Annotated in this window: 11 protein-coding genes and 1 tRNA gene; 9 read left to right on the plus strand and 3 right to left on the minus strand. The window is 41.9% G+C overall.

Features of this window, described 5'->3' with window-relative positions; genetic code table 11:
- The 6 genes from G602_RS0124305 to G602_RS0124330 form a co-directional block, all read left to right on the plus strand.
- Nucleotides 1-2,808: hypothetical protein (locus G602_RS0124305; protein WP_026661340.1), on the plus strand; the 2,808-nt coding region annotated here is incomplete at its 5' end.
- 37 nt (nucleotides 2,809-2,845) lie between these two features.
- Entirely contained in the window at nucleotides 2,846-3,451 is a 606-nt protein-coding gene (gene hisH, locus G602_RS0124310; protein WP_026661341.1) for an imidazole glycerol phosphate synthase subunit HisH, read from the plus strand.
- Between the two features lie 63 nt (nucleotides 3,452-3,514).
- Nucleotides 3,515-4,273, plus strand: a complete 759-nt coding sequence (hisF, locus tag G602_RS0124315) for an imidazole glycerol phosphate synthase subunit HisF (protein ID WP_026661342.1) — start codon at nucleotides 3,515-3,517, stop codon at nucleotides 4,271-4,273.
- Nucleotides 4,274-4,332: 59 nt separating this feature from the next.
- Entirely contained in the window at nucleotides 4,333-5,007 is a 675-nt protein-coding gene (locus tag G602_RS0124320; RefSeq protein ID WP_026661343.1) for a uracil-DNA glycosylase, read from the plus strand.
- A 120-nt stretch (nucleotides 5,008-5,127) separates the two neighbouring features.
- Nucleotides 5,128-6,420, plus strand: coding sequence for a diaminopimelate decarboxylase (locus G602_RS0124325; RefSeq protein ID WP_026661344.1), 1,293 nt, complete (start codon nucleotides 5,128-5,130; stop codon nucleotides 6,418-6,420).
- On the plus strand, nucleotides 6,413-7,300 hold the full coding sequence (locus G602_RS0124330) for a tyrosine-type recombinase/integrase (RefSeq protein ID WP_081676166.1): 888 nt from the start codon (nucleotides 6,413-6,415) through the stop codon (nucleotides 7,298-7,300). Before G602_RS0124325 ends, G602_RS0124330 begins: the two co-directional genes overlap by 8 nt.
- A gap of 386 nt (nucleotides 7,301-7,686) precedes the next feature.
- On the opposite strand, the gene G602_RS0124335 is transcribed toward G602_RS0124330, so the two are convergent.
- On the minus strand, nucleotides 7,687-8,715 hold the full coding sequence (locus tag G602_RS0124335; protein WP_026661346.1) for a 3-deoxy-7-phosphoheptulonate synthase: 1,029 nt from the start codon (nucleotides 8,713-8,715) through the stop codon (nucleotides 7,687-7,689).
- Between the two features lie 322 nt (nucleotides 8,716-9,037).
- Here G602_RS0124335 and G602_RS0124340 point away from each other — a divergent pair, with 322 nt between their 5' ends.
- Nucleotides 9,038-9,337 carry a hypothetical protein gene (locus tag G602_RS0124340; RefSeq protein WP_155830091.1) on the plus strand — a complete coding sequence of 100 codons (300 nt, stop codon included), beginning with the start codon at nucleotides 9,038-9,040 and terminating at the stop codon, nucleotides 9,335-9,337.
- 78 nt (nucleotides 9,338-9,415) lie between these two features.
- Here the strand turns inward: G602_RS0124340 and G602_RS0124345 are convergent.
- Nucleotides 9,416-9,487 (minus strand) — tRNA-Trp (locus tag G602_RS0124345).
- A gap of 170 nt (nucleotides 9,488-9,657) precedes the next feature.
- Between G602_RS0124345 and G602_RS0124350 the strand changes: the two genes are divergently transcribed.
- Nucleotides 9,658-11,283, plus strand: coding sequence for an alpha-amylase family glycosyl hydrolase (locus G602_RS0124350; RefSeq protein WP_026661348.1), 1,626 nt, complete (start codon nucleotides 9,658-9,660; stop codon nucleotides 11,281-11,283).
- Nucleotides 11,284-11,331: 48 nt separating this feature from the next.
- Here the strand turns inward: G602_RS0124350 and G602_RS28370 are convergent, their stop codons facing one another.
- Nucleotides 11,332-11,886 (minus strand): VanZ family protein, encoded by a 555-nt coding sequence (locus G602_RS28370; RefSeq protein WP_049945463.1) that lies wholly within the window; start codon nucleotides 11,884-11,886, stop codon nucleotides 11,332-11,334.
- 134 nt (nucleotides 11,887-12,020) lie between these two features.
- Between G602_RS28370 and G602_RS0124360 the strand changes: the two genes are divergently transcribed.
- Nucleotides 12,021-12,488 carry a hypothetical protein gene (locus G602_RS0124360; protein ID WP_026661349.1) on the plus strand — a complete coding sequence of 156 codons (468 nt, stop codon included), beginning with the start codon at nucleotides 12,021-12,023 and terminating at the stop codon, nucleotides 12,486-12,488.
- Nucleotides 12,489-12,530: the final 42 nt, after the last annotated feature.

Below are 12,530 nucleotides of genomic sequence, written 5' to 3' on the forward strand. Positions count from 1 at the left end.
GAAGACATAGAGAAGATGATGGCAGAGATGGGAGTTTCAGCGGAGCCGGAACAGCCTTCAGCAGAAACGACGCCTGCGTCTGACGAAATGTCACCAGAAGATATAGAGAAGATGATGGCAGAAATGGGAGTTTCAGCAGAGGCAGAGCAACCAGCAGCTGAAGCAGCTTCTACGGTGGAAGATGTAGCTCCAGTAGCAGAAACAGTTCCAGTAGCAGAGCCAACACCTGCATCTGACGAAATGTCACCAGAAGATATAGAGAAGATGATGGCTGAGATGGGAGCTGTAGCAGAGCCAGAGCAGCCCGCAACAGAAGCAACATCTGCATCCGAAGAAATGTCACCGGAAGATATAGAGAAGATGATGGCAGAAATGGGAGTTTCAGCAGAGGCAGCCTCTGCGGTGGAAGATGTAGCTCCAGTAGTAGAACCAGTTCCTGCAGCTGAAGCAACCCCTGCGGTGGAAGATGTAGCTCCAATAGCAGAACCAGTTCCTGCAGCGGATGTAACATCTGCATCCGACGAAATGTCACCAGAAGATATAGAGAAGATGATGACAGAGATGGGAGTTTCAGCAGAGGAAGAGCAGCCTTCAGCTGAAGCAGCTCCTATAGTGGAAGATGTAGCTCCAGTAGCAGAAACAGTTCCTGTAGCAGAGCCAACATCTGCATCCGAAGAAATGTCACCGGAAGATATCGAGAAGATGATGGCAGAGATGGGAGTTTCAGCAGAGGCAGATCCACCCATAGAGGCAGAGCAGCCAGCAGCTGAAGCAGCTCCTGCTGTGGAAGAGACAGCTTCCGTAGCAGAAACCGCATCAGAAGAAAATGTTCCTATAGAAGAGGCGCTTGATGCAGGATTGGGCGATTTGGCAGAAGAGGTTGCTCCTGAGATGCCATTGGAAGAGACCCCTTTGGAATCGTCACAACTGGAAGAAGTAGCTCCTGTAATGGAGTTGGAGGAAGGGGTAACTGAGGAGGTACCTATGGCAGAAGATAATCCTGTAGAAAACTCCGAATCCGAAGAAATGTCTCCAGAGGATATAGAGAAGATGATGGCTGAAATGGGTGTAGATACAGAAACGTCTTCTACTGAGGAAGCAGCCATAGAGGATTCAGCTGCAGAGGAAGCAACTATAACAGAGGAAACACCTGCTGATGAAGCAGTAAGCGATGAAATATCAATAGACGAACTGACGCTCGATGACATGGGAGAAGCTCCGGCAGAGGAGGCTGCTCAGGATGAGACTTCGGCAGAAGAAGCACCTTTAGAAGAAATAGCGGTAGATGATCTTTCACTTGAAGATTTAGGTGAGCCTGCAGCAGAGTCTTCTGAGGCGGAAGAAATGTCAGTTGCTGATGAAGCAGATCTTCAGGATGCTTTTGCTGAGTTTGCAGATGCCATGAGCAGCGAAAACGAAGGCGAAGTAGCGGCTGAAGAGTCGGATATTGATTTTGAATCAGTTAGTGCTGAACTTGATGACTTGTTAAAAGACTCAGGTGAAAATCTTGACGATGTTGCAGGGGACGGAGAAGATATTGGCGCTGATATGGATCTTGACAGTATGCTGGAGGATCTTGGCGGAGATCCATCCGAAGCTGAGGCAGGAGGAAGCGAACCTGCGGATGTTGAGATGCCTGATCTTGATGCTATAATGAACAGCCTTGCCAGCGACGATGTTGAGGATGTAGAAAGTACGGCACACATCGATGAAAAAGAAGGTGGCGGTGCAGAAGAAATCAGCCTTGATGATATGGGACTGGGAGATGAAGGCGGTTCAGATGAAGCCGGAGCCGGTGGAGAGGATGTCAATCCTGAAGATATTCTTGAGGCAATGGGGGAAGATGGTCTTGGAGATGGAGGATTATCAGATGACATTCCGGACCCGGATGAAGTAAATGACAATGGTGGTGATTATGATGAAATAGCGCTTCGAGTTGAGGAGGATGATCTTGATGGTGCCGATGGCGGCAAGAAAAAGAAGAAGCGCAGGCCCAATATTATTTTACTTATTTTCGCTGCACTTTTCAAAGTGCTGACACAGACAGATGAAGATCTTAATCCTAAGTCTGAAGAGGATGAGCTTGCCAGTCTGACTGACGAAAACCAGCAGGTGCTTGATGAACTGGCAGCGGAGGATGGTAAGAAGGCTAAGAAAGAGAAAAAGAAGAAAGAGAAGAAACCGAAGAAAGAGAAACCACCGAAGGAGAAAAAGCCGAAACCACCGAAGAAAGAAAAACCAAAGAAGGAGAAGAAACCGAAGCCGGACGATGGTGTGCCTGAGAAAGCTCTGGCACCTAAGAAGGTGGCGATTGCAATGCTATTTGCTTTCAGTATAGGGGTTCTGTTTACATTACCTGCAATTCTTCTTCCCGGACGAATTATCATGAACCGTGCAAACAGTGCGTTTGAAAAGGCGGATTATGCAACTGCGTACAAGCTTTTATATGGTAAAAAGCTGAATGAAGAGCAGAATCTGATGTATCATCAGGCACGTGTCATGACCAGCGCGCAGTATTATTTAGAAGCATTTAACAGCTATAAGGCTATGAATATGGAGGATGAAGCGCTGGACATCCTGATGATTGCCATGAAAGCAAAAAATACAATAGTTGGAGAAGCAGAAGAGTTTCAGGTTGCAGCCGAAGTTCAAAGCGTGTATTCTAATATCGAGTCGACGCTCAGTTCTGTTTATGGTCTTAGCGCTCAGGATATTGAGGAAATGAACGCCATTAAGAGCAAGGCAGAATACACGAAACGCATAATGGAAACAACCGGGACCATTGAGAAGATAATGCCGGAGACATAAACGTGAGGTCGACATCAACTAAGGGAGATGTTGTCTGATGCTTGCTATAATTGATTACGATGCCGGTAATATAAAAAGTGTAATAAATGCTTTTAAGATGCTTGGAACAGAAGCTCTTGTGACCAGAGATCCTAAGGAGATAATGAAGGCGGATCATGTGATTTTGCCCGGAGTAGGAGCCTTTGGTGACGCGATGAGCAAGTTAAATGAATACGATCTAACGGATGTTATCCGTGAAGTAGCCGGAAACGGAACACCATTTATGGGAATTTGCCTGGGCTTGCAGCTCCTTTTTGATTCAAGTGAGGAATCAGAAGGAGTTTCGGGTCTGGGCATTTTGCGTGGAAAAATAAAAAGAATTCCTGATAACGGAGTTCTAAAGGTTCCTCAGATTGGATGGAACAGCCTTAGCTATCCTAATGCTGGAAGACTGTTCAAGGGAATAGATGAGGAATCCTATGTATACTTTGTCCATTCATACTATCTTGATGCTGAGGACAAGGGAATAGTTACTGCTACAACTGAGTACGGTACAACTATAGATGCTTCTGTGGAGCAGGGGAATGTTTTTGCATGTCAGTTCCATCCTGAGAAGAGTGCGGAAGTCGGAATGGAAATTCTTAAGAATTTTCTAAGTGTTTAAGGTGATAAGTAAATAGCAATAAGAGAAGATACTGAATATTATTAACTGCAAAAGGAAAAAATTATGCTTACTAAAAGAATAATCCCCTGCCTCGATGTTAATGATGGCAGAGTAGTAAAAGGAATAAATTTTGTTCAGCTTCGTGATGCGGGAGATCCTGTTGAAGTTGGTAAGGCATATTCAAATGCCGGTGCGGATGAGCTTGTCTTTCTTGATATAACTGCAACATCAGATGCCAGAAATACAGTGGTGGATCTTGTTCGAAAAGTGGCTGAGCAGATTTTTATACCCTTTACTGTCGGAGGCGGAATACGAACTGTTGAAGACATGAGAGCAGTACTAAGAGAAGGAGCTGATAAGGTGGCAATTAACTCTGCTGCAATTAACAGACCGGAGCTTATCTCTGAATCTGCTGATAAATTCGGCTCACAATGTGTTGTAGTTGCAATTGACGCAAAGAGGAGACCGGATGGCGGCTTCAATGTATATAAAAATGGTGGAAGAATTGATACCGGACTTGATGCTATAGAATGGGCAAGAGAAGCTGAAAAAAGAGGTGCCGGTGAAATACTCCTGACCAGCATGGATGGTGATGGCACAAAGGCAGGATATGATATTGAACTTACAAAAAAGGTAAGTGATACGGTTGGAATTCCTGTTATTGCTTCAGGTGGTGCAGGCAACTGTGAACATTTTTATGAGGCACTTACTATAGGTGGTGCAGATGCTGCGCTTGCAGCCTCACTTTTCCATTATAAGGAACTTGAGATAAGAGAAGTGAAGGAATATCTTAGGGAAAAGAATGTTCCCGTCAGATTATAGAACATGATAGGGCGTTGCAATAATGCCCTGTCATATTATTTTGAAAGGTTGTGACTATCATGCCGATGATTTCGAATGATTGGTTGCCGGCTTTAAAGGAAGAATTCGGCAAGGATTACTATAAAAAATTATATAAGTTTGTACTTGATGAATATCATTCCAGGGTGGTATATCCGCCTGCGGATGATATTTTTAATGCACTGCATCTTACACCTTTACAGGATGTAAAAGTGCTTATACTGGGACAGGATCCCTATCATGAGCCGGGGCAGGCACACGGGTTATCATTTTCGGTGCTCCCGGGACAGGACGCGCCGCCATCGCTTGTGAATATTTATGCCGAGCTTAAGGATGATCTTGGTTGTTATGTTCCAAACAATGGATATCTGAAGAAATGGGCAGATCAGGGAGTTCTTCTTCTTAACACTGTACTTACTGTAAGGGCTCACGCAGCTAATTCTCACAAGGGAAGAGGCTGGGAAAATTTCACGGATGCAATAATTAAGGCGTTAAATGAACAGGACAGGCCAATAGTATACATGCTATGGGGAAAACCAGCGCAGACAAAGATGAGTATGCTTAATAATCCCAAGCAACTGATTCTTACTGCCCCCCATCCCAGCCCGCTTTCAGCATATCGTGGATTTTTTGGCTGTAAACACTTTTCAAAATGTAATGAGTTTCTTATTGCTAACGGATTAGAGCCCATAGATTGGCAGATTGAGAATATTTAGGAAGCATTTTTTAAAATAATATTGGACATGAACACTTTTTCGTGATAACGTAGTAAAGTGAAAATTGTTTCCGAGCTTTGCTCTGAATAATAAAAATGTAGAACAGGAGAGCATGAGGATATTATGAAAAAAGCATTCGTAACTAAGCAGCAGGTAGAAAACATAGCAAAGAAATACCCAACACCCTTCTATTTATATGATGAAAAAGGAATCGTGGAAAATGCAAGAGCAGTGAAAAAGGCATTTGCATGGAATAAAGGATTTAGGGAATATTTTGCTGTTAAAGCCACACCGAACCCGATGATAATGAAACTATTACAGAATGAGGGCTGCGGCTTTGACTGTTCTTCGATTACGGAGCTCATGCTCAGTAGAGCTATAGGTGCTACCGGAGAAAGCATTATGTTTTCATCAAATGACACTCCGGCGGAAGAATTTGCTTATGCGGACAAAATCGGAGGTATCATCAATTTCGATGATATAACACATATTGAATTTGCAGAAGAAGCTTTGGGAGGGAAACTTCCCGAGACCATTAGCTGCAGATATAATCCGGGTGGTGTTTTCAAAATGAGTAATGGCATTATGGATAACCCCGGGGACTCAAAATATGGAATGACTAAGGATCAGCTTTTCGAAAGCTTTAAAATCCTTAAGGAAAAAGGTGTAAAACATTTCGGTATACATGCTTTTCTTGCAAGTAATACAGTGACAAATGAGTATTATCCTACTTTGGCTGCACAGCTTTTTGAACTGGCTGTAGAGCTTGAGAAGGAGACAGGAGCAGATATAAGCTTCATCAACCTTTCAGGTGGTGTGGGAATTCCCTATGAACCTGACAAGGAGGGGAATGATATTGCTGTTATCGGTGAAGGTGTACGCAAGGAGTATGAGAGAATTCTCGCACCTGCAGGAATGGATGACGTTGCCATTTACACAGAGATGGGACGTTTTATGCTGGGACCTTACGGAGCTCTTGTAACAAAAGCAATACATGAGAAGCATATCTATAAAGAGTATATTGGTGTTGATGCATGTGCTGTTAATCTCATGAGACCGGCTATGTACGGCTCATACCATCACATCACTGTTTTAGGAAAAGAGGATGCACCTCTTGATCATGTATATGATGTTACCGGTTCGCTTTGCGAGAACAACGATAAGTTTGCTATAGACAGAAAGCTTCCTAAGATTGATATGGGGGATTATCTCTTTATACATGATGCCGGTGCACATGGTTTTGCAATGGGATATAATTATAATGGCAAGCTGTGGTGCGCGGAACTATTACTGAAAGAGAATGGCAGTGTAGAGCAGATAAGAAGAGCACAGAAGCCAAGAGATTATTTTGCAACACTCGATTGCCTGCCTATGTTTTCAGAGCTTGATAATATTATGAAGGAATGTGAATGAATTAGACATGGACGTTATTCAGGATTTTATTACTGAGTGCAAATTATCCGGTCATATGAGTTTGAATACTGCAAAGTCATATCAATGTGACCTTAATAAATTACAGGATTTTTTAACCGAACAAAATATAACTGAAGTCACAGGAATTACTGAGAAAGTTTTGAAGGACCACCTTAAACGTCTTTCTGAGAAAGGCTATTCACCCGCCACAATGGCAAGAAATATAGTTTCCATAAAGGCGTTATTTAAGCATCTTGTAAAGGGAGATATTGTTTCAATTGATGCTTCTGAAAATCTGGTAGCACCAAAGGTTGAACTTCCCAAAGCTAATGTTCTTACAAGAAAACAGATAGAAGATCTCATGAATATGCCCGACACCAGAACGGCAAAAGGGCAGCGTGATTCAGCCATGCTTGAGCTTATGTATGCTACCGGAATTAAGGTTTCGGAACTGATATCTGTGAAGGTTTCGGATATCAATATGCAGCTTGGTAATATTGAGTGCAGAGGAGATAAAAAGGACAGAATAATTCCTTTTGATAAGAGAACAAAAGAAGTTTTACAACGATATCTGCAGGACGGAAGAAGGCACCTCATTAAAAGTACGGATGAGGAGCTGCTATTTATAAATTATCAGGGAGAACCTATGAGCAGACAGGGCGTATGGAAGCTTGTGAAAGGCTACGCAACTCAGGCAGAGATAAAGGTTCCGATAACACCTGAAGCTTTACGACACAGCTTTGCAGCACACCTTGTAGAGCGAGGCGCTGATATAGAAGCAGTTCAGTTGATGATGGGGCATGTCAGCCCTGTATCCACTGTGCGCTATGCCCGCGAGAACCGCGACTACCTTCGCGATGTCTATGACCGTACGCATTAAAAAAATGTTATGTATTTTTATACCTTTCTGAATACTATATCCAGAAAGGTATTATTATTTGCCTTAACCTTGTATAATCTGCCTTTACATAGTAAAAGACTTCCGGATTATTTTAATCGCTTAGCAGTTAAAAAAAGAACAGCCCCAAAATATTGAAAAAACAGCCCCGTAATTTTACAATAAATCAGCCCCCGGATTATATATTCAGATTCAACCGATTATGCCTTTAGCAACGAGGTTGAAGATGAATATATAATCCGGGGGCGTACGGTTACAATACCTAGGGGCGTACGGTTACAATACCTAGGGGCGTACGGCTACAATACCTAGGGGCGTACGGTTACCATACCCAGGGGCGTCAGGTTCGAATACCTGGGGCGTCCGGTTTACACCAGATCGGCTATATCGAGAAGGAGTCTTTCGGTGTCGTCCCAGCCAAGGCAGGGATCTGTGATGGACTTACCGTAAACACCTTCGCCAATCTTCTGGCAGCCTTCTTCGATGTAACTCTCGATCATAACACCCTTAACAAGATCACGAATATTAGTATTCTGACTTCTTGAATGGAGCACTTCCTTTACGATACGGATCTGCTCCTTATATTTTTTTCCTGAATTATTGTGGTTAGCATCAATGATGGCAGCAGGGTTCTTGATATCACGCTCGGAGTATAAATAAGCAAGGAGACTTAAGTCTTCGTAGTGATAATTGGGTTGTGACTGACCATGCTTATTCTGTGAACCGCGAAGTACACAGTGAGAGAGAGGATTACCATTTGTTTTTACTTCGTAACCTCTGTATACAAATGAGTGCGGAAGCTGAGCTGCGTATACGGAGTTTAGCATTACGCTTAAGGTTCCGCTGGTAGGATTTTTCATTCCTGCAGGGACGCCAAAACCGCTGGCAACCATGCGGTGCTCCTGATCTTCAACAGAACGTGCACCGATTGCTACATATGAAAGAATGTCCTCAACATATCCCCAGTTTTCAGGGTAGAGCATCTCATCAGCTGCTGTGAGACCTGACTCCTTAATTGCACGAATCTGCATATGACGCATTGCAATCAGACCTGCACGGAAATCGGTTTTGCCTTCGGGATCGGGCTGAGAAGTGATTCCCTTATAGCCTTCACCTGTTGTACGTGGCTTATTTGTATAAACTCTGGGAACAATGATCAACTTATCCTTGACCTTGTCGTTTACCTTAGCAAGTCTTGAAACATAGTCACAAACAGCATCTTCATTATCTGCTGAGCAGGGACCTACGATAACCATGAATTTGTCACTGTTTCCTGCCAGTACATCAGCAATTTCAGCGTCACGCTTTTTCTTAAGGTCGAAGAGTTCTTTTTTTAGTGGGAATTCATCTCTTATCTCTTCGGGAGAAGGGAGCTGCTGAATATATTGAAAAGACATAGTACTAATACCTCCGAAATTTCTTAATATAAGTAATGATACAGTAAAAACAATCTGTTTTCCACTATACCACGTTAAAGTCTGAAAGTAAACGCATAAAAATTCATTTTATTAAAATACTATAAATATATTAATGTCTGACATGCATTTTGTTTTCAAAATTTTAATGAAAATAAATCAATTGTTTCCTAATAGAATAGGCATTATCTGATAAGATTTATATAGTAGAAATCTATCAAAAATAGTATTGGTAAGAAGCAGGAAACTGTGAATTCAGATATATATTTTGTGTATGCGGATGATAAAAAAGAAAAACACCAAAATGCATAGAAAAATAACACAGATGATTTGTCTGATGCTTGCTGTCTTTTTAGGTCTGCTTGTTACAGCCAAAGCAGAAAGCCTGTCAGTTAAAGCAGAACAGGGAAAGGAGACAGACTTTGCTTCCGATTATGCTGCAATAGGTTATGACACCGAGGATGGTCTGGCATCAGCTGAAATTAACGCCCTTACACAAACTAAGGATGGGTATATTTGGGCCGGCGCTTATTCGGGTCTGTATAGGTATGATGGCTATAAGTTTGAACAGGTGCAGCTTTCTTATGAGATGGAAGCTATATAAATTGATATGGCTATAAAGGTAATTGAAAAACAAAAAGACTGAAATTCGATTCGCTCGAGTTTCAGTCTTTTTAGCTAGCAGGGGAAGCAGGATTCGAACCCGCATGAACGGTTTTGGAGACCGCAATACTAGCCATTGTATGATTCCCCTATCCGTTGGTTCCTTGTGTCGCCAACGAATGAAATTATAGCACAGAGAAAAAATAATGTAAACAGTTTTTTTCAATAAAAACAAATAGTAAAATTCAAGAGTAAAAACAATAGGAAAATGCTGGAATAGTTAACTATTATATACAATATGTATGTGGATCCGGAGGAGTTATGAAAAAGAGATTACTGGCTGTACTTTTGACGGGAATGTCTTTGCTTTCCGCAATGACAGGCTGTGGAAAGCAGAAAACAGAAATGGTTGATGATGCTTACAGGACAACCTATGAGATATTTGTCTATTCTTTTTGTGACAGTGATGGCGACGGAATAGGCGATCTTCAAGGCGTTATTGATAAGCTGGATTATATAAATGATGGAAATGACAAGACAGATGATGATCTTGGCTGCACTCAGATTTGGCTGATGCCGATTTGCCCCTCTACAACCTACCATAAATATGACGTAATTAATTACTGTGATGTTGACGCGGAGTATGGGACGATTGACGATTATAAAAGGCTTGTAGAAGAAGCACATAAGCGTGGAATCCGTGTGATTAATGATACGGTAATTAATCATTCGTCTTCACAACATCCATGGTTTATAGAGGCAACCGAGTATTTACGAAATCTTCCGGACGGCAAAGAACCCAGTTCTGAGGAATGCCCATATTTTGACTATTATCATTTTTCAAAAGAACCAGGTACAGGATATGAAAAGATATCAGGTACAGATTGGTACTACGAGTGTCAGTTTTGGTCAGAGATGCCGGACTTGAATCTGGATAATGAAGAAGTGCAGAAGGAGTTTGCTGATATGGCACAGTTCTGGATTGATCTTGGGTGCGACGGATTCAGAATGGATGCTGTGACACAGTTTACAACAGATAATATTTCGGCAAGTACGGAAGAACTGTCAAAATTTGTTGATGCGGTAAAAGCCATCAAGCCGGATGCATATATTGTTGGAGAGGCATGGACTGCGTCAGGAGGTTATGCGAAGTACTATGAGAGCGGGATAGATTCTCTTTTTGATTTCGATTTTTCAGGTAGTGAGGGCATAATCGCAAAGTGCTCAAAGGGAAAGGCCTCTCCTGTAAGATATGTTCAGGCACAGATAGATGAGGATGAGTTATATTCTTCTTATAATGAAAATTATATAAATGCACCATTCTATACTAATCATGATATGGCAAGAAGTGCAGGTTATTACACAGGTAAAAAGGCAAAAAATGGTGTAAAGTTCTCTGGCGCGCTGAATCTTCTTATGAGTGGAAATGCTTTCATATATTATGGCGAGGAGCTGGGCATGAAGGGTTCCGGTAAGGATGAGAATAAGCGCGAGCCTATGCAATGGGATGCTGAAGGCACTGCAGGTATGACAAAGGGACCTGATGGAATGGACAAACTGGATATGTCCTATGGAACCTACGAAGAGCAGAAGAGTGATCCGGATTCTGTTTATAATTATTATAAGAAAGCAATCCATATTAGAAATGAATTTCCTGCAATAGCCAGAGGAAAATGCACGATATTAGAGGAACTTTCCGGAGACAGAAACGTTGTCTGGATAAAGGACGCTGCAGATAAGGTTCCGGAAGGAACTAAAGGTGCAAAGGTGCTTATTGCACTTAATAACGGGAATGAGTCAGTGGAGATTGACCTTAGTAAAGCTGCGGGTGCGGATACCTACAGAACCCTTGGGGCATCTCTCTCCACAACCGAAGAGGAGGCATCACTTGATGGTGATATTCTTACAGTTCCGTCATTTGGAATAGCGATAATAACTTGCGAATAATAGAACAATAATATGATTGCTCAAACAAAAAAAGAAGATGATTTACAATCAACTTCTTTTTTTATTTTTCTTTTTAGACTTGTAAGCTAACGGCCTGAATATTGTCATTCGCCCTGTCCAGCCAAGTATTCTGGTTATGATTATACCAACCAATACGCCGCAGCTGTCAATCAAAACGTCTTTTTTCTGAGGCGATCTGCCTGAGATAAAGGACTGGTGATACTCATCGAGACATGCGTAACCGACGCAGATTATCCCGGCCACAATAACCAGGGGGAATCCTCTTAGTCCGTAGACGTAGAGTGGAAAGGCTACGCTTATGGCAAGCAGCAGGTACTCTGTAAAGTGAGCAAGCTTTCTTATATAAAATTGGTAGAATACACTAAGCTCAGATATATGATCGTTGGACCAGCCCTTGTCCAGCACATCATTGGTTACAGTAAGAACCTCAACGCCCACTCTGTAGCTTAAATCTGAACTGGTATCGGCGTCCTGTCCTGAAAAACCAAAAATCAGACACATCATAAAAATTGCAGGAACAAAGGACATGGGTTTTAAAACGAATCTCAATGTCTGCTTTATATAAAGAAGAAAATATTTCATATAAATCTCCAATGTATACAAATGTATTAGCAACAAGTATAACTCAAAAACATTAATTGAACAAATTGCCATATATACTTTTTATCTGCTTATGTTATAATTCTCTGAGATAATGAATGCGAGGGGGCAGTCATATGTTTGAAGGAAAAGACGGCGAAAACAGTGTAGAGGATATTATTTCCCGATATAAAGATGATGTGGCCAGTCTGGCACCTTACATTCCATGGCTTAAGGAACATACTAAGCAGCAGGTTGCAGAGAGCTACTCAAACAGTGAGTTATCCAACTCAATGCCATTTCCTGTTTATGATTCTACATTACTCAGTTTTGTAAAACAGGCACAACAGACAGGGATGATGAACCGGAATTATACATATGTATATACCAGGAATCACATCGCTAATTACAAGGATGAGCTTGAGTTTATAAGTGATGCTGAGATCATGAATATGGATGATCTTGCGGGAATTCTTTCCAAATACATACTTGAAGGACAGACTAAGGGAACCGTCTGGGCTGAAGGTGTTTACACCGGAGTCCTTTATCAGCTCATTTATAAGATGGATGATCTGATTCATTTCTGGGGAACCTTGTCTTATTAGGAAGCACAAATGGACAGAGTCAGTATTTATAATAATGCAGGA

Origin of the sequence: Butyrivibrio sp. AC2005 (assembly GCF_000424145.1) — a bacterium.
Classification (GTDB): domain Bacteria; phylum Bacillota; class Clostridia; order Lachnospirales; family Lachnospiraceae; genus Butyrivibrio.

Bases quoted from the DNA above. Each gene is read 5' to 3' on its own strand.
- G602_RS0124350 (WP_026661348.1), top strand. From the start codon at position 9,658: ATGAAAAAGAGATTACTGGCTGTACTTTTGACGGGAATGTCTTTGCTT.
- G602_RS28370 (WP_049945463.1), bottom strand. From the start codon at position 11,886: ATGAAATATTTTCTTCTTTATATAAAGCAGACATTGAGATTCGTTTTA.
- G602_RS0124320 (WP_026661343.1), top strand. From the start codon at position 4,333: ATGCCGATGATTTCGAATGATTGGTTGCCGGCTTTAAAGGAAGAATTC.
- hisF (WP_026661342.1), top strand. From the start codon at position 3,515: ATGCTTACTAAAAGAATAATCCCCTGCCTCGATGTTAATGATGGCAGA.
- G602_RS0124360 (WP_026661349.1), top strand. From the start codon at position 12,021: ATGTTTGAAGGAAAAGACGGCGAAAACAGTGTAGAGGATATTATTTCC.
- G602_RS0124335 (WP_026661346.1), bottom strand. From the start codon at position 8,715: ATGTCTTTTCAATATATTCAGCAGCTCCCTTCTCCCGAAGAGATAAGA.
- hisH (WP_026661341.1), top strand. From the start codon at position 2,846: ATGCTTGCTATAATTGATTACGATGCCGGTAATATAAAAAGTGTAATA.
- G602_RS0124340 (WP_155830091.1), top strand. From the start codon at position 9,038: ATGCATAGAAAAATAACACAGATGATTTGTCTGATGCTTGCTGTCTTT.